The organism is Streptomyces sp. NPDC058291, from assembly GCF_042880855.1.
Classification (GTDB): Bacteria; Actinomycetota; Actinomycetes; order Streptomycetales; family Streptomycetaceae; genus Streptomyces.
This window is the reverse complement of sequence record NZ_JBHVYK010000011.1, coordinates 94,621-115,884: the sequence shown is the minus strand read 5'-3', so window position 1 is coordinate 115,884 and position 21,264 is coordinate 94,621. Positions and strand designations below refer to the sequence as shown.

Genomic DNA, 21,264 nt, shown 5'->3' with positions numbered 1-21,264 from the left:
CCGACGAACGGCGAAGGCCCGGGTCCCTGGTGACCCGGGCCTTCGCCGTGCTCACGTCGGGGGCGCCGGGGCCTTGGTGTGGAGGATCTCGCGGGCCTGTTCCGCGGCGCGGGCGGTGCTCTCGCTGACGAAGTCGAGGAAGCGGGCGATGTTCTCGAGGCGCGCGGCGGCCGGGGTGCTCCGGCCGAGGACGCCGACGCCCTGCCGCGCGATCTCGACGACCTGGGCGATGGAGCGGGCGCTGGACATCATCGCCTGGTAGTAGACGTCGTCGTCGACGACGTAACGCTCGCGTCGGCGGTCGTCCCGTTCGCGGCGGACCATGCCCTGCCCCTCCAGGAACGCGATCGCCTTGGAGACGGACGCCGGGCTCACCTGGAGGCGCTGGACGAGTTCCGACGCGGTGAGGCTGCCCGAGTCGGTGAGGGTGAGGCAGGCCAGCACGCGGGCCATCATCGTGGGCATGCCCGAGGCCATGACGACCGTGGTGAACAGTTCCTCGTACTCGCGCATGGCCTCGGGGTCGCGTCCGTGGGTCTGCGGGGGCGCCTCCGCTCCCCTGGGCGCGGCCGGCCTGCGCCGGTGGGTGCGGCGCTCGGTGGCGCGGTGGGCCAGGTCGGCGCGGTAGGAGGCGGGTCCGCCGTTGCGCATCACCTCGCGCGTGATCGTCGAGGTCGGCCGGTCGAGACGCCTGGCGATCTCGGCGTAGGCGAGGCCGTCGGCCAGTCCCAGGGCGATCTGCTGACGTTCCTGCTGGGTGAGCCTGCCTCCCGGCATCGCGGGTCTCCTTCGTGCTCCGTGGAGCCGTCAGCATAGCGTTCGCCTACAGTCCATTGCAACGCAACCGGATTCAGCGTTGCGTTAAATTCGGATCCGTTGCAACGATTTACCTGCCTTGAACTGGCATTATTGAGTGTCAGCGCAACAAAAGGGTTGAGTGATCAGTGAACGCAACGTAGCTTTTCCTCTGTCGGAAACATAGTCGGAAAAGCCGGCCGTCAAAGGAGACAACGATGCAGAAGTTCGCCACCCCCGCCCTGGTGTCCGCCGTCCTCGACATCCCCGCTGGACGCATCAGGCTCATCGCCGCCGACCGGGCCGACACCGTGGTCGAGGTCCTGCCCGCGGACGCCTCCAGGAGCAGTGACGTGAAGGCGGCGGAACGGATCGAGGTCGACTACGCCGACGGCGTCCTGCGCGTCGGCGCCGCCCCGGCGAAGAGCCGGATCCTCGGCTCCTCCGGGTCCGTCGAAGTGACGGTCCGGCTGCCCGCCGGCTCCCGCGTCGAGGCGAAGGCGGCGAGCGCCGAGTTCCGGGGCGTGGGACGGCTCGGCGACGTCGTGTTCGAGGGCGCGCAGGCCTCCGTCAAGCTCGACGAGACCGCGAGCGCCCGCCTCGTCCTCGCGGCCGGCGACGTCACGGTCGGCCGACTGGGCGGCCCCGCCGAGATCAGCACGCAGAAGGGCGACATCCACGTCGTCGAGGCCGTGCGCGGCACCGTCACCCTGCGCACCGAGGCCGGCGGGATCGAGGTCGGCGCCGCTCGCGGTGTCTCCGCCTCCCTGGACGCCGGCACCGGTTTCGGCCGCGTCCACAACGCGCTGCGGAACACCGACGGCGCCGCCGCCCTGAACATCCACGCGACCACCGCCCACGGCGACATCACCGCCCGCAGCCTCTGACGCCCGCGGCCTCCGGCCCGCAGAAGATCGGGGTCGCGGTGTCCGTGGCCACCGATGCTCGGCTACCGCTGGTCGACGGCTCTGTTCGCCCGCGACTTGAAGTAACCCCCGCGGGGCCCGTGACCGCTCGCTCCGAGGGCGGCGTATCCCGACACCGAGTCGGCGGTACGCCGCCCTGTCCGCGTCCCGGGCTGCCCGGTCGGGCCCGGCCCGGATGCCGTGGGACGCCGGGAGCGCGGGTCAGCCGGACCGACCGTCGGACGGGTGGGCCGGGGCCGTCGGGTCGGCCGGGGTCTCCAGGGTCTCCGGGTCGGCCGGGGCGTCCGTCAGGGTGGCGAGTTCTGCGGTGAAGAAGTGGGCGGGGTCGAAGCCCATGTCCCGGAAGTGGCCCGCGAGTTCGAGGGACAGGACGCCGTGCAGGCGGGTCCAGAAGGCCAGTGCCCGGTGGAGGGCGGCGGGCGGGGCGGGGTGGCCGTCCGCCCACCGGTCGCCGAGGCCCTCGAGCCGCGCGGCGAACGGGCTCGTCGGGCCGCCGGACGACGTCTCGGCGCTCGCGTCGAGCAGGCTCGTCATGATCTCCGACGCGACCGTGGTGACGTCGTCCGGCGCGTGGTAGCCCGGGACCGGCGTGCCGTAGACGAGGAAGTAGCGCTGGGGATCGTCCAGGGCCCAGGCGCGCAGCGTGTGCGCCAGTCCGGTGAGACCGGCGCCGGCGGCCGAGGCCGCGCGGAAGGCGTCGGCGAGACTGCGGTACGCGTCCCGGATGAGCTCGGTGATCAGCTCGTCCCGGCCCGCGAAGTACCGGTACAGCGCGGGCCCGCTCAGCCCCATCTGCTTGGCGATCGCGTTCAGTGAGAGCCCGGAGGCGCCCGCCGTGGCGATCTGCTCCCATGCGCGCTGCTTGACCTCCGCGCGGACCTGGGCGCGGTAGCGCTCGCGCGGGCTCGTCGTGCTCGTCTCCGCCATGTGCCGCGGCCGCCTCTCACTCCCAGTCACGCGCTCCAACAGGAACAGTTAGAGGCTATCACGAACGTTATTGACACTGGCTGCGGCGATGCGTTACAACTTCTAACGAACACGAAGGCGCCTAACCCACGCCCGGCCCACCGGGAACGCATCGCAGACCGCTGGAGGTCGTCATGAACGCCGCCGAAGAACTCGTCGAGATCGTCCTGCCGGGCAAGGTCGAGCCGGAGGGACTGCGCGTCCGGCACGGAGCCGTTCCCGCGGCCGGCCCCGGCCAGGTCCTGATCCGGATGGAGGCCACCGGGGTCTCCTTCGCCGAACAGCAGATGCGCCGCGGCCGGTACTACGACCAGCCGCCGTTCCCCTTCGTGCCCGGCTACGACCTGGTCGGCACGGTGCTGGCCACGGGTGAGGGCGTCGCCGCGGAGCTGGCCGGCGCCCGGGTGGCCGCGCTGGTCAAGGTCGGCGCCTGGGCCAGCCATGTGGTCGTCGACGCCGCCGACGCCGTCCCGGTGCCCGACGGGATCGACCCGGCCGAGGCGGAGACGCTGGTCGTCAGCGGCATCACCGCCTGGCAGATGCTGAACCGCAAGGCGCGGGTCCGCGCGGGGCAGACCGTCCTGGTGCACGGCGCCAACAGCGGCGTCGGGTCGATCCTGGTCCAGCTCGCCCGGGCGGCCGGCGTGCGGGTGATCGGCACGGCGTCGGTCCGCCATCACGACGCCCTGCGCGAGCAGGGGGTCACCCCCGTCGACTACCGCACCGGGGACGTCGCCGCGCGCGTCCGCGAACTCGCCCCCCGGGGCGTGGACGCCGTCTTCGACCACGTCGGCGGCCGCGGCATCGTCGACTCCTGGAACCTGCTCGCCCCCGGCGGCACGCTCGTCTCGTACGGCACCGCCTCCACGCGGGACGACGAGGGTTCCCGGCAGTGGCCCGTGCTCAAGCTGCTCGGCAGGCTCTGGCTGTGGAACGCGCTGCCCAACCGCCGACGAGCCCTCTTCTTCAACGTCTGGGCCGGCCGCGCCCTTTCCAAGAACCGCTTCCGGGCCCGGCTGCGCGCCGACCTCACCGAACTCTTCGCGGCCCTGCAGCGCGGTGACGTCACCCCCCGGATCGCGGCCCGCTACCCGCTCGCCGAGGTCGCCGACGCCCTGCGCCTGGCCGAGTCCGGCACGGTCGCGGGCAAGGTCGTCCTCAACCCGTAGCCCGTCGGATCCGGCACCGGCCAGTGGGGAGAGCGGCCCGCCCCGGTCAGCTCGGGAACATGCCCGCGGTGGCGTTGACCCAGGTGCCCGTGACGGCGGCGCCTGCGTCGGAGGCCAGGAACGTGGCCAGTGCGGCGATGTCCGCGATCCGCATCCGCGGCGAGCGCCTCGTCATCCGCATGCCGTCCAGGTGGGCCCCGGTCCGTCGCGTCTCAGGCGGGCTGCGTCCCGGGGACGTCGCGCAGGCGGACCCGGTCCGTGTACGCGGGAGTGTCCCGGAAGACGGCGAGCCGGGCGCGGCTGACGGCGCCCGTGTACTGGTCGTCCCCGTCGCACAGCACGAGGTACTCGACTCCGGCGCCGGCCATCAGGGAGAGGGCCACTTCGACGGTCATGTCGTCGAGGACCCGGGGTCCGGACTTCTCCCGGTCCTGGACCCTGGTCGAGAGCGCGCAATCCGCCCGGTGCTGTCGCGTGCGAACCGGTGTCAAAGATGCCTCCTGCCGAAGTGGATGAGCTGGCCGGCCATGAGCGCCGTGTCCGTCCCGTCCGCCGCGTGCGTCGCGGCTGACGGGACGGACGGGACGGACACGGCGCGCCGCCGCGTGCGTCGCGGCGGCCGGGGTGACGACGGGTCAGGCCGCCGGGTCGACGACGGGGCGCCGCCGGCCTTCGCGCTGCGCCGACTCCCGCTCGGCGCGGCCCGTGCCGCGCCGGCCCCGGTAGGCCGGGGACGACGCCGATGACGAGGAGGACGCCGCGCGGCGGGGACGCTTCGCGGCCGCCGGCGCGGTGATGACGACCGGGACGCCGGAAGGCGCCTGCGCGCCGGTGATGCGGTTCAGCTCGGCCTCGCCCGAACGCACCGGGGTGACGCGCGGGGAGATGCCGGCGGTGGCCATCAGCCGGGTCATGCTGCGGCGCTGGTTCGGTGTGACCAGGGTGACGACGCTGCCGGACTCGCCGGCACGGGCGGTGCGTCCGCCGCGGTGCAGGTAGTCCTTGTGGTCGGTCGGCGGATCGACGTTGACGACCAGGTCGAGGTTGTCGACGTGGATGCCGCGCGCGGCCACGTTGGTCGCCACCAGCACCGTCACATGACCGCTCTTGAACTGGGTGAGGGTGCGGGTGCGCTGCGGCTGGGACTTGCCTCCGTGCAGGGCCGCCGCGCGCACGCCGCTGTTCAGCAGGTGCGTGGTCAGCCGGTCCACCGCGTGCTTGGTGTCCAGGAACATGATGACGCGGCCGTCCCGCGCCGCGATCTCGGTGGTGGTGCGGTGCTTGTCGGCGTCGTGCACGTGCAGCACGTGGTGCTCCATCGTGGTGACGGCGCCCGCCGAGGGGTCGACGGAGTGGACGACGGGGTCGCTCAGGTAGTTGCGCACCAGCCGGTCGACGTTGCGGTCCAGGGTGGCGGAGAACAGCATCCGCTGCCCCTGCGGGCGCACCTGGTCGAGCAGTGCGGTGACCTGCGGCATGAAGCCCATGTCGGCCATCTGGTCGGCTTCGTCCAGGACGGTGACGGCGACGTCGTCCAGCACGCAGTCGCCGCGGTCGATGAGGTCCTTGAGGCGCCCCGGCGTCGCGACGACGATCTCGGACCCGGCGCGCAGCGCGTTGGCCTGCCGGCCGATCGGCATCCCGCCGACCACGGTGGCCAGCCGCAGCCGCACGGAGCGGGCGTACGGGGTCAGCGCGTCGGTCACCTGCTGGGCGAGCTCGCGGGTGGGCACGAGGACGAGCGCGAGCGGCCGACGGGGCTCGGCGCGCAGGCCCTCGGTGCGGGCCAGCACGGCGAGGCCGAAGGCGAGGGTCTTGCCCGAGCCGGTTCGGCCGCGGCCGAGCACGTCCCGGCCGGCCAGCGAGTTCGGCAGGGTGGCCGCCTGGATCGGGAACGGCACGGTCACGCCCTGTTGGCCGAGCGCGGCCAGCAGCGGGGCCGGCAGGGCGAGCTCGGCGAACGACTCGACGGCGGGCAGCGACGGGGTGACCGTCTTCGGCAGCGCGAATTCACCCTGCGGCGCGGACGGCCGACGGCTGGGACCGGAGGCGCGGCGCGGGGATCCGAAACGACCGCCGGACGAACGACCGCCGGACGAGCCTGCGGAACGGTCATAAGTACGGGTTTTCTGCGCACGATTCATGAAGGAACCTTCCTTGATACGGGGCGCGTGCCAAGGAATTCCGCAGCGAGATGAACAGCGCAGAAAGTCGCGGGAACGAGCCGAAAGACGGGGGCCGGAGTACCGGCGGACGGGGAGGAAATCACCCGGAAAATGCGCGAGCTGGGGCCCGCACCCCAAGGTGCGGGCCCCAGCTGCAGAAGTACGCGTCAGCGCCTGGTGTCAGGCGGGGACGATGTTCTCGGCCGTCGGGCCCTTCTGGCCCTGCGCGATGTCGAACGACACCTTCTGGCCTTCCTGGAGCTCACGGAAGCCCTGGGCGGCGATGTTCGAGTAGTGGGCGAAGACGTCGGCGCCGCCGCCGTCCTGCTCGATGAAGCCGAAGCCCTTTTCCGCGTTGAACCACTTCACGGTGCCGGTTGCCATAACTATCTCCTTCGGGACGGTGCTCGGAGTTCCGCCCTGTGCGGACTCCGGTCGCCGTGATGATCAACCCGTCGGAAAACCTCAAGGCAACCACAACTGCAACTGAGATCGACACTAGCACGGCGTCATTCGGCCCGCGCCGGAAGCAAAAGCGGCCCACTTCCGGCCGGAAGGAATAACCGTCGCGCGCGACGACTATTTCTCCTGTCGCGACCGCAGATATTCCCTCCCCGCGGAGGCGGCGTCGTCGGCGGACGTTTCCCGTTGCAGAGCCGTGACCTGCCCGGATGCTCTTGTCCCGGCCCGTGTCGCCCGCGGCGGACCGAACGTCGGCGAGCGCCGCGCCGTCCGGCTTCGAGACGAAGGACACATCACCGGACGGCGGCGGTCCCAGGGGCGGACCCGCAGGCCAGAGGGTGGAACCTCGGACACCAGTTCGGCGTCAAGCAAGTCGAACAGACGGCGTACGGACGACTCGGGGTGGCACGCGGTGGACAGGCGGATCAAGACGGCGGCACTGGCCTGTCTGCTTCTCGCGACGGGACTGGCCACGGGCTGCACGGCTCCCTCCTCCTCGGCGGCGGACTCCGCCTCCGCCACCCCGGACCGCTCCGCGTCCGCCACCCGGGCGGCGCGGGGCGAGGCGGGCGCGGCAGCGGCACGGGAGGCCGTCCGGGCGGCGTACCGCAAGTGGGGGCTCAAGCCGCTGGCCGCGCCGCCGGCCCCGCCCGCGACCAAGCCGGCGGGGCGCACGGCCGGCGGCGGGGTGCCGGTGATCAGCGAGATACCCACCGAGCGGAAGATCGTCTTCCTCACGTTCGACGACGGCGCCGAGAAGGACCCGCGGTTCGTGACGATGATGCGCGAGCTGAAGATCCCCTTCACCATGTTCCTGACGGACGCCGCGATCAGCGCCGACTACGGCTACTTCAAGCCGCTCCAGCGCCTCGGCGCGGGCGTGCAGAACCACACGCTGACGCATCCGAACCTCCGCACCCTGAGCGCGTCCGCCCAGAAGCAGGAGATCTGCGGCCAGCAGCACAAGCTCAAGGAGCACTACGGCTCCACGCCGCGGCTGTTCCGCCCGCCCTACGGCAACTACAACGAGGACACGCGGGCGGCCGCCGCGTCCTGCGGCGTGCAGAGCATCGTCCTGTGGCGCGAGTCCATGCAGATCACCAACATGCAGTACCAGCGCGGCGACAAGAAGCTGCACCCGGGCGACATCATCCTGGCCCACTTCCGCGGACCGTCCGAGCTCAAGGGCACGACGATGACGGAGATGACGGCCAACCTGCTGCGCCACATCCAGGAACAGGGCTACACGGTCGCCCGCCTGGAGGACTACCTGTAGACCAGCGGGCCGACACGCCCGAGGCGTACCTCAACGCCCCGTCGTACGACTACCCGGCCGAACTGACCACCGACCCCGACGCCCTGCCGGCCAAGATCCACGACGAGACGGCGGGCCACGGCAACACCCCGGACCAGGAGGCCTTCACCACCATCGGCGACCTGCTCGGCGAGAACTACCCACCGGCGCGGCTGTGCTCCGCCCTGTGTTCTCGTCACCACCACCCCCCGGGTGGCGTCGTCGGCCCCAACCCCACCGCCCCCGCCGGACACCTCGCCGCCGCCCTGGCGCGCACGGTCCAGGTCCGTGGCGCCGGGGAGAGGTCGGCCTGATCAAGCCCGGCACGGTCGTCTTCACCAGGGCAGCCCTGGACCGCGCCGTCGTCGACGGGATTCGGGATCAAGCAGACCCCGTAAGACCCTGAGGCCCCTGAGACCCCTGAGGCCCCTCAGACCCCTAAGACCCGTAAGGCCCGCACCGTTCAGCACCGGTCGGCGTCCCGCCGGGCCGCGTCGCAGACCTGCGGATAAAGGAGCCGAAGGCGCTCCCAGTGAAGGCTGAGATGCCGCTCGGCTCGGACGACGCCCTGCGGGCGCCCGGGTCCAGGACGCCCGGGTCCAGGGCGACGGGACGCCGTCGGCCGTGGCCCCGAACAGGCTCGGCCCCCGTGGCGACGGGGGCGGCCACCACGGGCGCGGGCCCGGGTGCGGCGGCGACCGCCCCGGGCACGATGGGGGCGGGCCGGGAGCCGGGGCGGCGCTCGGGCCGGCCTGTTCCCGGGACCGGGAAGCGGCGCCGGCCCTGCCGGGGGCGAGAGGTCGCTCCCCAGCGCAACAGCAGCACGAAGGCGACGACGGCCGCCGCCGCGAGGGCGAGAGAGGGATGAGCGCTCACAAGGTCCCTTTCCTCCGGGCGCGCGGTCGCGCGGGCGCCCGTGCGGCGTCCATACCGGTCGGACACCCCAGTACCCCCGACGGGCCGGCCCTATCACCCGCCGGAGCGCCGGCACCGGAAGGTGTCAGGTGTCACCCGTCACCGGAAGGGGTCACCCGTCACCCGAAGGCGTCATCCCCTGCCCCTCACGGCCCCTCACGAGGGGCGGGTACGGGGCCGGGGTCAGGACTCCAGGCGGCGGCGGTCCTCCTCGTCCCACGCGCGGGTGTCGCGCGGCTGGACGTAGGGCTCCTCGTGGGCCGGGTGGCCGCCGGCGACGGCGCGCTGGCGCACCATCTCCGCGTCGAACTCCAGGCCCAGCAGGATCGCCAGGTTCGTGATCCACAGCCACACCAGGAAGACGATCACGCCGGCGAGGGTTCCGTACGTCTTGTTGTACGACGCGAAGTTCGCCACGTACAGCGCGAACCCGGCCGAGGCGATCATCCAGATCACCAGGGCGAGGAAGCTGCCCGGCGTGATCCACCGGAAGCCGCGGACCTTGGCGTTCGGGGTCGCCCAGTACAGCAGCGCGATCATGGCGGTGACCAGGACCACCAGCACCGGCCACTTGGCGATCGACCAGGCAGTCAGACCCGCGTCGCCGACCCCCAGCGCCGTCCCCGCCTGCCGTGCCAGTCCGCCGGTGAACACGACGATGAGCGCGCTGATCACGGCCATCACCATCAGCGCCACCGTCACGCCGACCCGCACCGGCAGCACCTTCCACACCGGACGGCCCTCGGGGACGTCATAGACCGCGTTGGCGCTGCGGATGAAGGCGGCGACGTAGCCGGACGCCGACCACACCGCCAGCACCAGGCCCACGATCGCCATGACCGAGCCGACGCCGCCCTTGCCCTGCATCTGCTGCACCGCGCTGCGCAGGACGTCCTGAGCCGGGCCCGGGGCCAGCTTCTGGATGTTGTCCAGGACCGTCTGCGTGGCCGACCGCCCGGCGATGCCCAACAGGGACACCAGCGCCAGCAGCGCGGGGAACAGCGCCAGGATCGAGTAGTAGGTCAGGGCGGCCGCCCTGTCGCTCAGCTCGTCCTTCTTGAACTCCTTCAGCGTTCCCTTCAGCACGGCCGACCACGAGCGCCGGGGCAGCTCCGTCGGGCTGTCCGGAGCCCGCCGCTCGACCTGCTCGTCCGGCCCGGCGGTCGCCGCGTCCCGCTCGCCTCGGCCGCGTTCGCCGCCCCGGGCCTCGCCGTCGGCCAGGCCGTCACCGCCCCGCGGGTCCTGGTCCGCGGGTTCACCGCCCCGCGGGTCCTGGTCCTCGGGTTCACCGCCCCGCCGGTCCTCGTCCGCGGGCCCCGCGGACGCCGGACCCCGCACCGGCTGCTGGTCCATCGTCTCGTCCTCGCGCGCGGCGGCGACGCCCTCGTCGTGCCGTCCGTGCCACCCGCGCCGCCTCACTGTCCGTGTCATGCCGTCCGGGTATCCGACTGAATGCCATCCATACGTGAAAAGCCGACATATAGGACTTTTCTTCGATTCGGGGCCGCCCGTCCCGGTGTGTCTTCACTCGCCGCCGCGCGGGTACCCGGCGACGTGCACGACGACCGTAAGCAGGACCGGCTGTCAGGAGGTGCCCATGAGCACGGTGAAGGACGCGGTGGACGTCGAGGTGCCCGTCCACACGGCATACAACCAGTGGACGCAGTTCGAGGAGTTCCCGAACTTCATGGAGGGCGTCGAGGAGGTGCGCCAGCTCGACGCGCGGCACAACCACTGGACCACCAAGATCGGCGGAGTGCGACGCGAGTTCGACACCGAGATCGTCGACCAGCTCCCGGACGACCGCATCACCTGGCGGGTCGTCGGCGGCGAGACCCAGCAGCGCGGGTCGGTCAGGTTCGAGCGACTGGACGACACCCACACCCGGGTGGAGCTCGTGATGGACGTCGAGCCCTCCGGCATGGCGGAGAAGGGCGCGGACATGCTCGGCATGATCGACCGCCGGGTGAAGGGAGACCTGCACCGCTTCAAGGACTACATCGAGGGCCGGGCCGGCGAGACCGGCGCCTGGCGCGGGCGCATCCGCCCCGGTGACCCCGGCTCGACCCTCTGACCCGAAGACGACCCGATCCGCGAAGACGACCCGATCCGCAAGGGCGAACCGATCCGCAAGGGCGCCCCGATCCGCAAGGGCGCCCCGATCCGCAAGGGCGAACCGATCAGCGCAGACGACGCCACGAGCTGCGGGCGAGGACGCCAGGGGCTCTGAAAGGGGCGGCGGCATGCAGACCTTCTTGCCCTATCCCGATTTCAGGGCCTCGGCGCTCGTCCTCGACCGCCGTCGGCTCGGCAAGCAGCGGGTCGAGGCGCTGCAGGTCCTTCGCGGCCTCGTCCGGCCGGGCTACGGCTGGCGCCGGCACCCGGCCGTGCGCATGTGGGCGGGGTATGACGAGGCGCTGGTGCGGTACGGGCTGGAGGTCTGCCGGGCCTGGTGCGACCTGGGGCACCGGGACACCTGCGCGGCGACGCTGGTCGCGGACTTCACGGCCCACCGCGCCGACGCGCCGCCCGGGTCGCCCGCGTCGACCGCGTCGACCGCCGTGCCGACGACGGCGGCACGCGACCAGGCCGGACTGGCGGCGGCCGGGGAGCTCCCGCCATGGCTCGGCGAGGAGGCCTTCCACCGCAGCCACCGCTCGGCGCTGGTGCGCAAGGACCCGGCCGTCTACGCACCGCTCTTCCCCGAGGTGCCGGACGATCTGCCCTATGTCTGGCCGGCCTCCGACCGGGAGAGCGACGCCGCCTCCCCCGCCGACGGATCCGGCCGCCGCGCCGGTTAGCGCATCGCCCCGCGACAGGCCTCTGTCGCCGCCTCGCCACCTCGCCGCCTCGCCGCCTCGTGGCCTCGCCGCCTCGTGGCCTCGCCGCCTCGCCGCCTCGCCGCCTCGCCGCCTCGTGGCCTCGTGGCCTCGCCGCCTCGTGGCCTCGCCGCCTCGCCGCCTCGTGGCCTCGTCGTCCTCGCCGTCTCCGTGTGTCGTGAGGGAACGAGCGCGGGCGCCGCGTCGACGGGCCGGACAAGAGTGGGCGAAAATTTTGCCGGGAGCACGACAAGTGGGGTAACCGGCGGTAACTTCGGAGCCGCTTCCCTAGCAACCGCTTTCACCCCCACTCCCCAGGAGACACTCCCGCATGCGCAGACTCCTCGCCTGCCTGGCGGCGGCCACCCTCGGCGGGCTCGCCGCGGCCGCGCCCACCGCGGGCGCGGCGACCACCACCACGAGCACCGCCTCGACCACGAGCACCGCCGCCACCACGAGCACGGCAATCCCCACGAGCACCGCCTCAACGGCCACCGCCGGCTCAACGGCCACCACCGCCGCGGCGGACCCGGCCGCCGGGACCTTCAGCACCCTCACCTACAACGTGGCGGGCCTGCCGGCGATCATCTCCAGCGCGTCCACGCCGCGCGACACCAGCACCACGGCCATCGGCCGGCGGATCGCCCCCTACGACATCGTGCACGTCGAAGAGGACTTCAACTACCACTCCTACCTCTACGCCGGCGACACCGCACACCCCTACCGCACCCCCACCAGCGGCGGCGCGGGCATCGGCAGCGGACTCAACACCCTCTCCAAACTCCCCTACGACACCGACGACTTCGAACGCGTCCACTGGAACTCCTGCCAGACCGACTCCGGCGACTGCCTCACCCCCAAGGGCTTCACGTTCGCGCGCCAGCGCCTCGCCGAAGGCGTCTACGTCGACTTCTACAACCTGCACACCAACGCCGGCACCAACCCCGGCGACCTCGCCTCCCGCGCCGACAACCTCAACCAGCTCACCGCCTTCATCAAGACCCACTCCGCCGGCAACGCCGTCGTCGTCATGGGAGACACCAACACCCGCTACACCCGCACCGGCGACACCATCGCCGAGTTCGCCGCGGCCAACGGCCTCACCGACGCCTGGGTCCAGCTCGTCCGCGGCGGCACCCCGCCCGCCAAGGGGAGCGACCCCCTCCTCTGCGACCAGAGCGGACCCACCGTCCCCGACACCTGCGAAGTGGTCGACAAGGTCCTCTACCGCGGCAGCACCCTCCTCTCACTCCACGCCACCGCCTACGCCAACGAGCACGCCGGGTTCCTCACCGACACCGGCCTGATGCTCTCCGACCACGACCCGGTCGCTGTCGGCTTCACCTGGTCCCGCAACCCCGCCCTCCAGCTCAGCGACCAGTTCGGCGGCCCGCACGGCGATTACTACACCGACGTCGACAGCGTCCCGGCCGCGGCTCGCGCCACGGTCGTCGGCCTGCGTTCCGGCTCCCGCGTCGACGGGATGAGCCTCACCCTGGCCAACGGCGTCACGCTCGCCCACGGCGGCTCGGGCGGCACAGCGTCCTCGCTGGTCCTCGGCGCCGACGAGTACGTGACGGCCGCTCAGCTCTGCCAGGGCTCGAAGGACGGCCGCACCAGGATCTTCTACGCCAGGTTCACCACCAGCCTGGGGCGGAGCCTGGCGGGCGGGACGGCCACGTCCGACTGCGTGACGCGCACCGCGCCGGCGGGATGGCAGCTCGCCGGATTCCACGGCCGGGGCGGCGAGGAGGTCGACAAGATCGGCTTCGTCTACACCCGGCGCTGACGGACCCGGCGCTGACGGACCCGGCGCCGGGCGACCCGGCGACCCGGCGACCCGGCGTCCGGGGCCTGGGGGAGCGAGCCCGCTCCCGCCGCCCCGGCCGCCGCGGCCGTCAGCCGCTCGCGGAGTCCAGCGCCGACTGGAGCGACGAGCGGTAGCCGTCGCTGGTGTAGGTGGCGCCCGAGACGGTGTCGATGTCGGCGCTCTGGGCGGTCAGGGCCTCTCGGGTCAGCTGCGGGACGGCGTAGGCGTTGATCTGCTGGTCCCGCGGGTTCTCCTGGGGGTACTCGACCGCCGTGACGTCCGTGATCTTCCCGTCCGTCAGGGTGACGCGGACCTGGACTGGACCGTACCGGGTCTGCACCGAGTCCCCGGTGAGGGTCCGGGTCCCCGCGGCCGACCGGCCGGACCCGCCGGTTCCCGCCGACCCGGTCGTTCCGCTCGACGCGCTCGAACCGCCCGAGGGCGCGGCGGACGCCGTCAGCCCCGCGACGGCGGGCGTGGTGTGCGGCTTCAGCGACAGCAGCAGCACCATCCCGGAGACGGTGGCGGCGCTCGCCAGCACGACGCGGCGCAGCGGACGGTTCTTCCTCAACGTGTGCAAGACGACCTCACAGCTCGAAGGACTCGTGGTGGATGCGGCGGTCCGCGACCCCGGCGGCGCGCAGCGCCTCGTACACGTCCCGTGCGAACCCGTGCGGGCCGCACAGGAACACGTCGTGGGCGTCCAGGTCGGGCACGGTCGCGCGCAGGGCGGCCGCCGTGAGGTCCGGCCGCCGGCCGTGCGGACCGTTGAGCGCGTAGAGCACCCGCGCCCCGCGCCACCGGGCGATCGCCTCCAGCTCCCCGCCCAGGGCGAGATCCTCCGCGGTCCGCGCGCGGTAGAGGAGGGTGACGTCGCCGGGCAGCGTCTCGAACAGGGCGCGCAGCGGGGTGACGCCGACGCCGCCCGCGATCAGCAGGGACTTGTGCGCGGTGCGCCGGTCGGCCGTCAGCGCCCCGTAGGGGCCTTCCGCCCACACCCGGGTGCCGGGCCGCAGCAGGGCGACGGCGGCACTGTGGTCGCCGAGCGCCTTGACGGTGATGCGCAGCAGGTCGGCACGCGGCGGCGCGGACAGCGAGTACGGGGTGGACGTCCAGCGCAGGCCCTCGGTGAGGAACCGCCAGCGCAGGAACTGGCCCGGCCGCGCGCCCGACTCGTCCAGTCGGCGGCCACGGATCACGACGGAGTACACGCCCCGCGCCTCCCGGTGCACGGACTCCACCCGCAGCCGGTGGCGCAGGTTGAGCCGCACCGGAGCCAGGACGCGGAACCACACCACCAGCGCCGCGGCGCCCAGGTACAGGGCGTACCAGGCGGCCTGCGCGGGGCCGCTGCCGACGAAGTCGGACCCGAGGGCGAGCTGGTGGCCGAAGGCGAGGAAGACCGCGGCGTAGGTGAGCAGGTGCACGTAGTACCAGAACTCGTGGCCGACCCGACGGCGCACGGCGCGGGCCGAGACCAGCCCGACCGCGAACAGCACGACCGTGCCGGCGGTGGCCTTGAGCATCTCCGGGTAGTCCAGGACCACCGTGACCGCCTCGCGCACGACCGAGGAGCGGTCCTGGGCGGCGTACCCGGACAGGATCAGCAGGATGTGCGCCACCAGGAGACAGACCGTGTAGCGGCCCGCGCTCGCGTGCCAGCGCGCCACCCGGTCCGACCCGATCCGCTGCTCCAGGAGCGGGACGCGTGCCATCAGGGCGACGAGGACCGCGCACGCGTACCCGCACAGCAGCCCCGCGATCCGCCCGGCGCCGGTCAGCGCGCCCGCCGTGCCCACGACCGACCCCGTGTCGTGCCACCACAGGGCGACGACGGCGGCGGCCCCGGCCCACAGGCTGGCGAGCACCGGCCCGGCGGGGGAGCGCCCGGGCGCGGGAGGCGCGGGCGCGACCCTTCGTCGCTCGTACACCGTCGTCATCTGCGTGTCCCTTCGGCTGCCGGTACGTCCGCTCGGCCGTCCCGGACGCCACTGTGCCGACGCAACCTCTGAGCCCGCTCTCAGCGCGCACCGGGCCGGGACGGCCGCGCCGCAGGTGGGAAGGGGTGCGCGGCCGGTCGGAGCCGACCGGCGGCAGAGCGCACTCACAGAGAACTCAGAGGTGCGGGAGGCGTCCGCGGGGCCGGCGAGACCGCATCCTGGTAGCCGAGATGAACACTTCCCGTCCGCGCGGCCCCGGCCGCCCCGCCCTGACCCGGACCGACGGCGCGCCGATCCGCGTCCTCGTCGTCGACGACGACCCCGACCTCGCCGAGGTCCTCTCCGGGGCCCTGCGCTACGAGGGCTGGGAGGTGCGCACGGCGGGCGACGGCGTCTCGGCCCTCGCCGAGGCGCGTGAGCTGCAGCCCGACGCCGTCGTCCTCGACGTCATGCTCCCGGACACCGACGGCTTCGCCGTGCTGCGCTCGCTGCACGCCGTGCGGCCCGACGTGTGCGTGCTGTTCCTGACCGCACGGGACGCGGTCGAGGACCGCATCGCGGGCATCACGGCGGGCGGCGACGACTACGTGACGAAACCGTTCAGCCTGGAGGAGGTCGTTGCCCGGCTGCGCGGACTGCTGCGCCGCGCGGGCATGGCCCGGCAGCCGGCGGACGGCCCGCGGCTCACCGTCGGCGACCTGACCATGGACGAGGAGGCCCGCGAGGTCGCCCGCGGCGGTGAACTCGTCGAGCTGTCCCCGACGGAGTTCGAACTGCTGCGCCTGCTCATGCGCAACCCGCGGCGGGTGCTCAGCAAGGCGCAGATCCTGGACCGGGTGTGGTCCTACGACTTCGGCGGACAGGCCCATGTGGTCGAGCTGTACATCTCCTACCTGCGCAAGAAGGTGGACGCGGGACGCGCGCCCATGATCCATACGGTGCGGGGCGCCGGATACGTGCTCAAGCCGGCGACGGCCGCCCGATGAGGGCGCTCGTGCGGGGGGCGCGGCGGTGGCTGTCGCGCGTGCCCCTGCCGCACACGCTGCGCGCACGGCTCACCGCCGGTCTCGTCGTGCTGCTCGCGGCCGGCTGCGCGGCCGTCGGGGTGGCGGCGGTGGTGGAGCTGAACGGCTTCCTCACCGGCCGTCTCGACCAGCAGCTGCGCGCCGCGGGCGTGCAATTCCCGGCCAGCCTGGAGCACGGCGGGCCGCTGCCTTCCGACACCGCCCGGTCGCGAAAGGACGCGACCGGGCGGACCCCCGTCGGCGACGAGGACGGCGACGCGGACGGCGACACCCGCCGCCAGGCGGCCGGGACCTTCGGCGCGCGGCTGGTCGGCGGCGCCGTCACCGACGCCGCGGTGGTGTCGTCCGGCCCGGGCGCGGGCACGGTGACCGTCTCGCTGAGCGCACGGGACGCGAGGAGCCTCGCCGCGCTGCCGACCGACGGCGAGGGCCGGACGACCGAGCTCTCCTCACTGGGCGGCTACCGCATGATGGCGATCCCGGGCAGGGACGGCGACGTGCTGGTCACCGGCCTGCCCACGGAGTCCGTGGAGGCCGCCGTCCACCGGCTGGAGGGGGTCGCCGCGGTGGTGTTCGGCGCGGTGCTCGCCGTCGCCGGGGTCGCCGGGGCGCTGTGGGTGCGCTGGTCGCTGCGACCGCTCAGCAGGGTGGCCGCGACCGCCACCCGGGTCAGCGAACTCCCGCTCTCCAGCGGCGAGGTGGCGCTTCCGCCCCGCGTGCCGGCGAGCGACCCGCGCAGCGAGGTGGGACGCGTCGCGGCTGCGTTCGACGCGATGCTCGGCCATGTCGAGGACGCCCTGACCAAACGGCACGCCAGCGAGGAACGGCTGCGCAGCTTCGCCGCCGACGCCAGTCACGAACTGCGCACGCCCGTCGCGTCGATCCGCGGTCACGCGGAACTGGCGCTGCTGCACCCCGACCCGGTGCCGCCGAAGGTGCTGCGGGCCCTGGAGCGCATCGGGGCCGAGGCGGCCCGCATGGGCGAGGTGGTCGACGATCTGCTGCTGCTCGCCCGCCTCGACGCCGGCCGCCCCCTGGAGCGCCGTCCCGTCGACCTGACGCGTCTGGTCCTGGACGCGGTGACGGACGCGCAGGCCGCCGGCCCCGGACACCGCTGGGCGCTGGAGCTGTCCGAGGAGCCGGTGACGGTGACGGGCGACGCCCACCGGCTCCATCAGGTGCTGGCCAACCTGCTGGCCAACGCGCGTTCGCACACCCCCGTGGGCAGCAGGGTGACCGTCTCGCTGAGGACCGACGCGGCGGGCAGCGCCCCCACGCCGGACGAAGCCGGGAACGGCGCGGCGGGCAGCTCGGCGGGCGGGACCGTGGTGCTGGAGGTGCACGACGACGGACCGGGCGTCGCCGCGGACATCCGGTCCCAGGTCTTCGAACGCTTCACGCGTGCGGACCGCCGCCGCACGGAGGACATGGGCGGCGGCACCGGCACCGGTCTCGGGCTGTCGATCGTCGCGGCGGTGGCGGAGGCCCACGGCGGCAGCGTCGGCCTCGTCAGCGCCCCCGGTTCGACCACGTTCACCGTCCGTCTCCCGGCCGGCGGCGAGTGATCGGCGCCGCGCCCTCGCGAGTCCGGCTGCCCGTCGACCGGATCGTGGCCGACACGACGGGCCAGGCCGGCGGGAAGAGCGGGAACGACGCGGCCGAGGTGGTCGTCACCCCGTCCGCCTGACGCCCTCACCCGCACCCTCACCCCCAGGTCATTGACCTGGAGGACCCTCACCCCCAGGCCATTGACCAGGGGGTTTCTTCTATGCTGTGGATTTCGGCGAAAGCCGTGCACCGCTCCGATAGCATGTTCGATCTCGCGACGAACATCCCTTGCCGACTTCACCGGGAAATACCGCCCTTCAGCGAGACAAGCGCACCATTCCGTCAAAACTCACAAACTGGTCAGAGAATTGATATCGATGCCGCCGCGGACGTCCTCGCGAACGAAAAGCAGCAGTGCGTTCCCCGAGCGGCGTCGGCCACGAGTCCTGCTCACGGTCGCGGCGGGCGTGGTGGTCCTCGGATTCCTCGTCGCGCTGGAGCTCGTCGCCCGCCACCTGGGCCTGCCGGGCCCGCTGACCGCGCAGGCGCGAGAGGTGATCTTCCCGCCCAAGTCGGGCGGCCTGCTGTACGCCAGCATGGCGTTGCTGCTGGTGGTGATGGACTGGCGGCAGCGGTTCATCGCGCTCGGCGCGGCGATCGGCGTCGACCTTGCTTTCCTCGTCGTCCGGTGGGCGGCGGACATCAAGGTGACCGAAGGCCACCCCTTCGGCAACGGAGCCCTGCTGGTCACGCTCGGCTGCGCGGTCGTCGCCGTCACGCGCCGCACCGGCAGCGAGCGCGTCCTGCTGCTGAAGGGCGTCGGACTGGCCCTGCTGCTGATGGCCGGCCGCAAGACCGGGGACACCTGGCTGCTCATCACCTCCAAGACCCGGCCCATGGTGCTCGACCAGTACGTCGCGACCGCCGACCACGCCCTGGGCAACCCGTCCTGGCTGGTCGGCCGGATCGTCACGGCCACCGGCCCGATCGGCTTCAACGTCCTCGACTTCGTCTACGGCCAGCTCCCGGTCGCCGCCGTCGTCGTCGCGCTGTACCAACTGCGCAACGTGGCGGCCGAGCGCCGCTTCCCGACGCATCACCTGGTGCGCACCTTCCTGGCCATCGGTGTCGTCGGGCCGGTCTTCTACATGCTCTTCCCGGTGGTGGGGCCGGTCTTCGCCTACGGCACCGGCTCGGAGCACTGGGCGGACGTCAGCCTGTGGGCGGAGTCGCACCACAGCCTGCAGTGGGCGGTGGGCGATCTGTGGCCGAACACGCCGTCGCCCGTCGGCGTCCCGCACCCCATGCCGTTCGACGGGATCACCCCGCGCAACTGCATGCCAAGCCTGCACACGGCGTGGGCCGTCGCGATCTTCATCCACTCCCGCAAGGGCCCGAGGGTCCTGCGGTTCGCGGGCGCGTTCTGGCTGGTCGCGACCCTCGCCGCGACGCTGGGATTCGGCTACCACTACGGAGCGGACCTGATAGCCGGCGTCGTCTTCACCCTGACGATCGAGGGCGCGCTACGCGCCTACGACCGCGGCTGGGACCGCTCGGGCGTCCGGCTCGTCGCCCACGGCGCCACGGTCTTCGGCGCGCTCCTGCTGTCGTACCGCTTCCTGCCCCTGGAGCTGGCCCGGCACCCGTGGTTCTCCGGCCCCCTCCTCGTCCTGGCGATGGCCTCCGTCGTCTACGCCTACCTGCGGACCACGGCGGACTGGGAGCCGAGCACCGCACCGGCCCGGCAGCCGGAACCGCTTCCCGAACCGGTCTGACCCCCGCCGCACTCACGCCCGAGCACGCCTCGGCCTGAGGCCGCCGGCCCGTCACCGAACGCGCGCGCGCTCCTTTCGGGCCTGCCGGAAGTCGAGGTACGCCAGCGCGGCGACCAGCAGCGGGACGATGGTCCACAGCAGGGCGAGGCGCAGCGGGCCCGTCGTCAGTCCGGCGACCAGCAGCACCAGGACGGCGCTGCCCACGACGCCGAAGAACTGGCGGTAGGAGCGGAATCCGCCCGCCGCCGTCGTGCCGGGATCGTCCTCCTCGGCGAACGCGGCCCGCACGGGGTGCTCGTCGCCCTCGCGCCGGGCCTGCCGCCAGGCGAGGAACCAGCGGGCGAGGGCGTAGACGACGAAGGTCCCGAGGAAGATCCACCACCCGGTGGGGTCGTCCGGTAAAGAGCGCGCAAGTGTCATGAGCACCTCGTGCCCCTGTCCCGCCGGAGCAGACGGCTCCGCATACGCGCCGGCCCCGGTTCCCCGGACAGCACTGGATCCCGGGCCCCGACCTGCCCCAGAGTGGCCACATGAGCGATCACTCCGGAGCGTCCGTCACACCCGTCGAAGCCTTCGAACCCCCCTACTACGTCGCCGTCTTCACGTCGGTCCACGCCGAGGAACGGAGCGGCTACGGCGAGACCGCCGCACGCATGGAGGAACTGGTGAAGGACGTCCCCGGGTACCTGGGGATGGACACCGCGCAGACTCCCGGCGGGCTCTCCATCACGGTCGGGTACTTCCGCGACGCCGACGCCCTCACACAGTGGCGGAGCAACACCGAGCACCGCGCGGCGCAAAGCCGCGGGCGAGCCGAGTGGTACGAGAGCTACACCCTCCATGTCGCGAAGGTGGAGCGCAGCCACGGGTTCAAGCGCGCCTGAGCGCCCGTGCCTGCCGCCACCGCTGTTGTGGCGCGGGGGACGCGTGGACGGCTACCAGGAGAGGGCCGCGGCGACGACCATGGAGGAGGCCGAGGCACGGGCGGACGACCCGCGAAACCGCCCGGGGCCCGGAACCGCCCGGGGCCCGGAACCGCCCGGGACCCGGAACCGCCCGGGACCCGGAACCGCCCGGGACCCGGAACCGCCCGGGACCCGGAACCGCCCGCCGGGCGGCCCTAATCGGCGCGTTCGGCGGTCCAGGTGATGTGCGGGGGCTCGACCCGTGCGCACAGGGGGCCGCCCTGCGCGTCGGTCAGACCCAGACGCCCGACCAGCAGGCCCGCGCGAGCGGCCGCGGCCACCACGTCGGCCGGGACGGCGTCGAGCATGAGCTTGGCGCGGCGGAACATGGTGAAGACGCCCGACCCGTCGACCGTGCCCCAGGACAGGTAGATGAACCGCCGGCCCAGACGGTGCTGCACATAGGGCCCTTCGACCTCCGCGCCGGTCGGCGAGACGCGCGCCGTGCACTCGAGGGTCCATGTCGCGGACGGCGCGTCACCGGGCTGCGGTTCCAGGACCTCGGCCGGACGGTCACGGCGTTGCACGCCGACGTGGATGCCGGTGTAGGCGGGCTCCCGGCCGTCGGCGGAGCCGGGGCGGGCGGGTCCGGGCAGGTCGACGGCGTCGATGCGGATGCGCATACGGCCATCATCCCCTTCCGTCGTCCCGTTCCGTCATCCCGTCGTCGTCCGCGCGGAGAAGTCCGGC

Annotated in this window: 21 protein-coding genes; 10 read left to right on the top strand and 11 right to left on the bottom strand. The window is 73.0% G+C overall.

Annotated elements, in window-relative coordinates; translation table 11 throughout:
• Window positions 1-51: 51 nt before the first annotated feature.
• Window positions 52-777 carry a helix-turn-helix domain-containing protein gene (locus ACFVYK_RS08475; RefSeq protein WP_389770195.1) on the bottom strand — a complete coding sequence of 242 codons (726 nt, stop codon included), beginning with the start codon at window positions 775-777 and terminating at the stop codon, window positions 52-54.
• 236 nt (window positions 778-1,013) lie between these two features.
• Between ACFVYK_RS08475 and ACFVYK_RS08470 the strand changes: the two genes are divergently transcribed.
• A complete protein-coding gene (locus ACFVYK_RS08470; RefSeq protein ID WP_389770192.1) occupies window positions 1,014-1,682 on the top strand; it encodes a hypothetical protein in 669 nt (222 codons plus the stop codon).
• A 240-nt stretch (window positions 1,683-1,922) separates the two neighbouring features.
• On the opposite strand, the gene ACFVYK_RS08465 is transcribed toward ACFVYK_RS08470, so the two are convergent.
• Window positions 1,923-2,648, bottom strand: coding sequence for a TetR/AcrR family transcriptional regulator (locus ACFVYK_RS08465; RefSeq protein ID WP_389770189.1), 726 nt, complete (start codon window positions 2,646-2,648; stop codon window positions 1,923-1,925).
• Window positions 2,649-2,821: 173 nt separating this feature from the next.
• On the opposite strand from ACFVYK_RS08465, the gene ACFVYK_RS08460 reads away from it, so the two are divergent.
• A complete protein-coding gene (locus tag ACFVYK_RS08460) occupies window positions 2,822-3,856 on the top strand; it encodes a medium chain dehydrogenase/reductase family protein (protein WP_389770186.1) in 1,035 nt (344 codons plus the stop codon).
• Window positions 3,857-3,902: 46 nt separating this feature from the next.
• Here ACFVYK_RS08460 and ACFVYK_RS08455 read toward each other — a convergent pair whose 3' ends face one another.
• The 4 genes from ACFVYK_RS08455 to ACFVYK_RS08440 form a co-directional block, all read right to left on the bottom strand.
• Window positions 3,903-4,031, bottom strand: a complete 129-nt coding sequence (locus tag ACFVYK_RS08455) for a hypothetical protein (RefSeq protein ID WP_389770184.1) — start codon at window positions 4,029-4,031, stop codon at window positions 3,903-3,905.
• Window positions 4,032-4,068: 37 nt separating this feature from the next.
• Window positions 4,069-4,251 carry a hypothetical protein gene (locus tag ACFVYK_RS08450; protein WP_389770181.1) on the bottom strand — a complete coding sequence of 61 codons (183 nt, stop codon included), beginning with the start codon at window positions 4,249-4,251 and terminating at the stop codon, window positions 4,069-4,071.
• A 240-nt stretch (window positions 4,252-4,491) separates the two neighbouring features.
• Window positions 4,492-6,000 (bottom strand): DEAD/DEAH box helicase, encoded by a 1,509-nt coding sequence (locus tag ACFVYK_RS08445; protein ID WP_389770178.1) that lies wholly within the window; start codon window positions 5,998-6,000, stop codon window positions 4,492-4,494.
• A 201-nt stretch (window positions 6,001-6,201) separates the two neighbouring features.
• Window positions 6,202-6,405 (bottom strand): cold-shock protein, encoded by a 204-nt coding sequence (locus ACFVYK_RS08440; RefSeq protein ID WP_030224351.1) that lies wholly within the window; start codon window positions 6,403-6,405, stop codon window positions 6,202-6,204.
• Window positions 6,406-6,895: 490 nt separating this feature from the next.
• Between ACFVYK_RS08440 and ACFVYK_RS08435 the strand changes: the two genes are divergently transcribed.
• A complete protein-coding gene (locus ACFVYK_RS08435; protein ID WP_389770176.1) occupies window positions 6,896-7,759 on the top strand; it encodes a polysaccharide deacetylase family protein in 864 nt (287 codons plus the stop codon).
• 1,116 nt (window positions 7,760-8,875) lie between these two features.
• On the opposite strand, the gene ACFVYK_RS08430 is transcribed toward ACFVYK_RS08435, so the two are convergent.
• On the bottom strand, window positions 8,876-10,123 hold the full coding sequence (locus ACFVYK_RS08430) for a YihY/virulence factor BrkB family protein (RefSeq protein WP_389770173.1): 1,248 nt from the start codon (window positions 10,121-10,123) through the stop codon (window positions 8,876-8,878).
• A gap of 166 nt (window positions 10,124-10,289) precedes the next feature.
• On the opposite strand from ACFVYK_RS08430, the gene ACFVYK_RS08425 reads away from it, so the two are divergent.
• The 3 genes from ACFVYK_RS08425 (at window position 10,290) to ACFVYK_RS08415 (ending at window position 13,300) form a co-directional block, all read left to right on the top strand.
• The gene (locus tag ACFVYK_RS08425; RefSeq protein ID WP_389770170.1) at window positions 10,290-10,766 is read left to right on the top strand and encodes an SRPBCC family protein; all 477 of its coding nucleotides are present in this window, start codon (window positions 10,290-10,292) and stop codon (window positions 10,764-10,766) included.
• Between the two features lie 169 nt (window positions 10,767-10,935).
• Complete coding sequence (locus tag ACFVYK_RS08420) at window positions 10,936-11,493, top strand: MSMEG_6728 family protein (RefSeq protein ID WP_389770168.1); 558 nt, start codon at window positions 10,936-10,938, stop codon at window positions 11,491-11,493.
• Between the two features lie 349 nt (window positions 11,494-11,842).
• A complete protein-coding gene (locus ACFVYK_RS08415; RefSeq protein WP_389770166.1) occupies window positions 11,843-13,300 on the top strand; it encodes a jacalin-like lectin in 1,458 nt (485 codons plus the stop codon).
• 109 nt (window positions 13,301-13,409) lie between these two features.
• Here ACFVYK_RS08415 and ACFVYK_RS08410 read toward each other — a convergent pair whose 3' ends face one another.
• Window positions 13,410-13,901: an FMN-binding protein gene (locus tag ACFVYK_RS08410; protein ID WP_389770164.1), complete on the bottom strand. Its 492-nt coding sequence runs from the start codon at window positions 13,899-13,901 to the stop codon at window positions 13,410-13,412.
• A gap of 7 nt (window positions 13,902-13,908) precedes the next feature.
• Entirely contained in the window at window positions 13,909-15,261 is a 1,353-nt protein-coding gene (locus ACFVYK_RS08405) for a ferric reductase-like transmembrane domain-containing protein (RefSeq protein ID WP_389770161.1), read from the bottom strand.
• Window positions 15,262-15,491: 230 nt separating this feature from the next.
• Between ACFVYK_RS08405 and ACFVYK_RS08400 the strand changes: the two genes are divergently transcribed.
• From ACFVYK_RS08400 to ACFVYK_RS08390, 3 genes are all read left to right on the top strand, one after another.
• Window positions 15,492-16,247: a response regulator transcription factor gene (locus tag ACFVYK_RS08400; protein ID WP_389770158.1), complete on the top strand. Its 756-nt coding sequence runs from the start codon at window positions 15,492-15,494 to the stop codon at window positions 16,245-16,247.
• Window positions 16,244-17,851, top strand: a complete 1,608-nt coding sequence (locus ACFVYK_RS08395) for a sensor histidine kinase (protein ID WP_389770155.1) — start codon at window positions 16,244-16,246, stop codon at window positions 17,849-17,851. The genes ACFVYK_RS08400 and ACFVYK_RS08395 overlap by 4 nt, the downstream gene beginning before the upstream one ends.
• Window positions 17,852-18,202: 351 nt before the next feature.
• A complete protein-coding gene (locus ACFVYK_RS08390) occupies window positions 18,203-19,609 on the top strand; it encodes a phosphatase PAP2 family protein (protein WP_389770153.1) in 1,407 nt (468 codons plus the stop codon).
• 51 nt (window positions 19,610-19,660) lie between these two features.
• Here ACFVYK_RS08390 and ACFVYK_RS08385 read toward each other — a convergent pair whose 3' ends face one another.
• Window positions 19,661-20,029 carry a hypothetical protein gene (locus ACFVYK_RS08385; protein WP_389770151.1) on the bottom strand — a complete coding sequence of 123 codons (369 nt, stop codon included), beginning with the start codon at window positions 20,027-20,029 and terminating at the stop codon, window positions 19,661-19,663.
• 110 nt (window positions 20,030-20,139) lie between these two features.
• Here ACFVYK_RS08385 and ACFVYK_RS08380 point away from each other — a divergent pair, with 110 nt between their 5' ends.
• Window positions 20,140-20,493, top strand: a complete 354-nt coding sequence (locus ACFVYK_RS08380; protein WP_389770149.1) for an antibiotic biosynthesis monooxygenase family protein — start codon at window positions 20,140-20,142, stop codon at window positions 20,491-20,493.
• Between the two features lie 236 nt (window positions 20,494-20,729).
• Here ACFVYK_RS08380 and ACFVYK_RS08375 read toward each other — a convergent pair whose 3' ends face one another.
• Window positions 20,730-21,197, bottom strand: a complete 468-nt coding sequence (locus tag ACFVYK_RS08375; protein WP_389770147.1) for a DUF5990 family protein — start codon at window positions 21,195-21,197, stop codon at window positions 20,730-20,732.
• Between the last annotated feature and the right edge of the window lie 67 nt (window positions 21,198-21,264).

Coding starts and splice junctions, on each gene's coding strand:
- ACFVYK_RS08475 (WP_389770195.1), bottom strand. CDS start 777: ATGCCGGGAGGCAGGCTCACCCAGCAGGAACGTCAGCAGATCGCCCTG.
- ACFVYK_RS08470 (WP_389770192.1), top strand. CDS start 1,014: ATGCAGAAGTTCGCCACCCCCGCCCTGGTGTCCGCCGTCCTCGACATC.
- ACFVYK_RS08465 (WP_389770189.1), bottom strand. CDS start 2,648: ATGGCGGAGACGAGCACGACGAGCCCGCGCGAGCGCTACCGCGCCCAG.
- ACFVYK_RS08460 (WP_389770186.1), top strand. CDS start 2,822: ATGAACGCCGCCGAAGAACTCGTCGAGATCGTCCTGCCGGGCAAGGTC.
- ACFVYK_RS08455 (WP_389770184.1), bottom strand. CDS start 4,031: ATGACGAGGCGCTCGCCGCGGATGCGGATCGCGGACATCGCCGCACTG.
- ACFVYK_RS08450 (WP_389770181.1), bottom strand. CDS start 4,251: ATGACCGTCGAAGTGGCCCTCTCCCTGATGGCCGGCGCCGGAGTCGAG.
- ACFVYK_RS08445 (WP_389770178.1), bottom strand. CDS start 6,000: ATGAATCGTGCGCAGAAAACCCGTACTTATGACCGTTCCGCAGGCTCG.
- ACFVYK_RS08440 (WP_030224351.1), bottom strand. CDS start 6,405: ATGGCAACCGGCACCGTGAAGTGGTTCAACGCGGAAAAGGGCTTCGGC.
- ACFVYK_RS08430 (WP_389770173.1), bottom strand. CDS start 10,123: ATGACACGGACAGTGAGGCGGCGCGGGTGGCACGGACGGCACGACGAG.
- ACFVYK_RS08425 (WP_389770170.1), top strand. CDS start 10,290: ATGAGCACGGTGAAGGACGCGGTGGACGTCGAGGTGCCCGTCCACACG.
- ACFVYK_RS08420 (WP_389770168.1), top strand. CDS start 10,936: ATGCAGACCTTCTTGCCCTATCCCGATTTCAGGGCCTCGGCGCTCGTC.
- ACFVYK_RS08415 (WP_389770166.1), top strand. CDS start 11,843: ATGCGCAGACTCCTCGCCTGCCTGGCGGCGGCCACCCTCGGCGGGCTC.
- ACFVYK_RS08405 (WP_389770161.1), bottom strand. CDS start 15,261: ATGACGACGGTGTACGAGCGACGAAGGGTCGCGCCCGCGCCTCCCGCG.
- ACFVYK_RS08400 (WP_389770158.1), top strand. CDS start 15,492: ATGAACACTTCCCGTCCGCGCGGCCCCGGCCGCCCCGCCCTGACCCGG.
- ACFVYK_RS08395 (WP_389770155.1), top strand. CDS start 16,244: ATGAGGGCGCTCGTGCGGGGGGCGCGGCGGTGGCTGTCGCGCGTGCCC.
- ACFVYK_RS08385 (WP_389770151.1), bottom strand. CDS start 20,029: ATGACACTTGCGCGCTCTTTACCGGACGACCCCACCGGGTGGTGGATC.
- ACFVYK_RS08380 (WP_389770149.1), top strand. CDS start 20,140: ATGAGCGATCACTCCGGAGCGTCCGTCACACCCGTCGAAGCCTTCGAA.
- ACFVYK_RS08375 (WP_389770147.1), bottom strand. CDS start 21,197: ATGCGCATCCGCATCGACGCCGTCGACCTGCCCGGACCCGCCCGCCCC.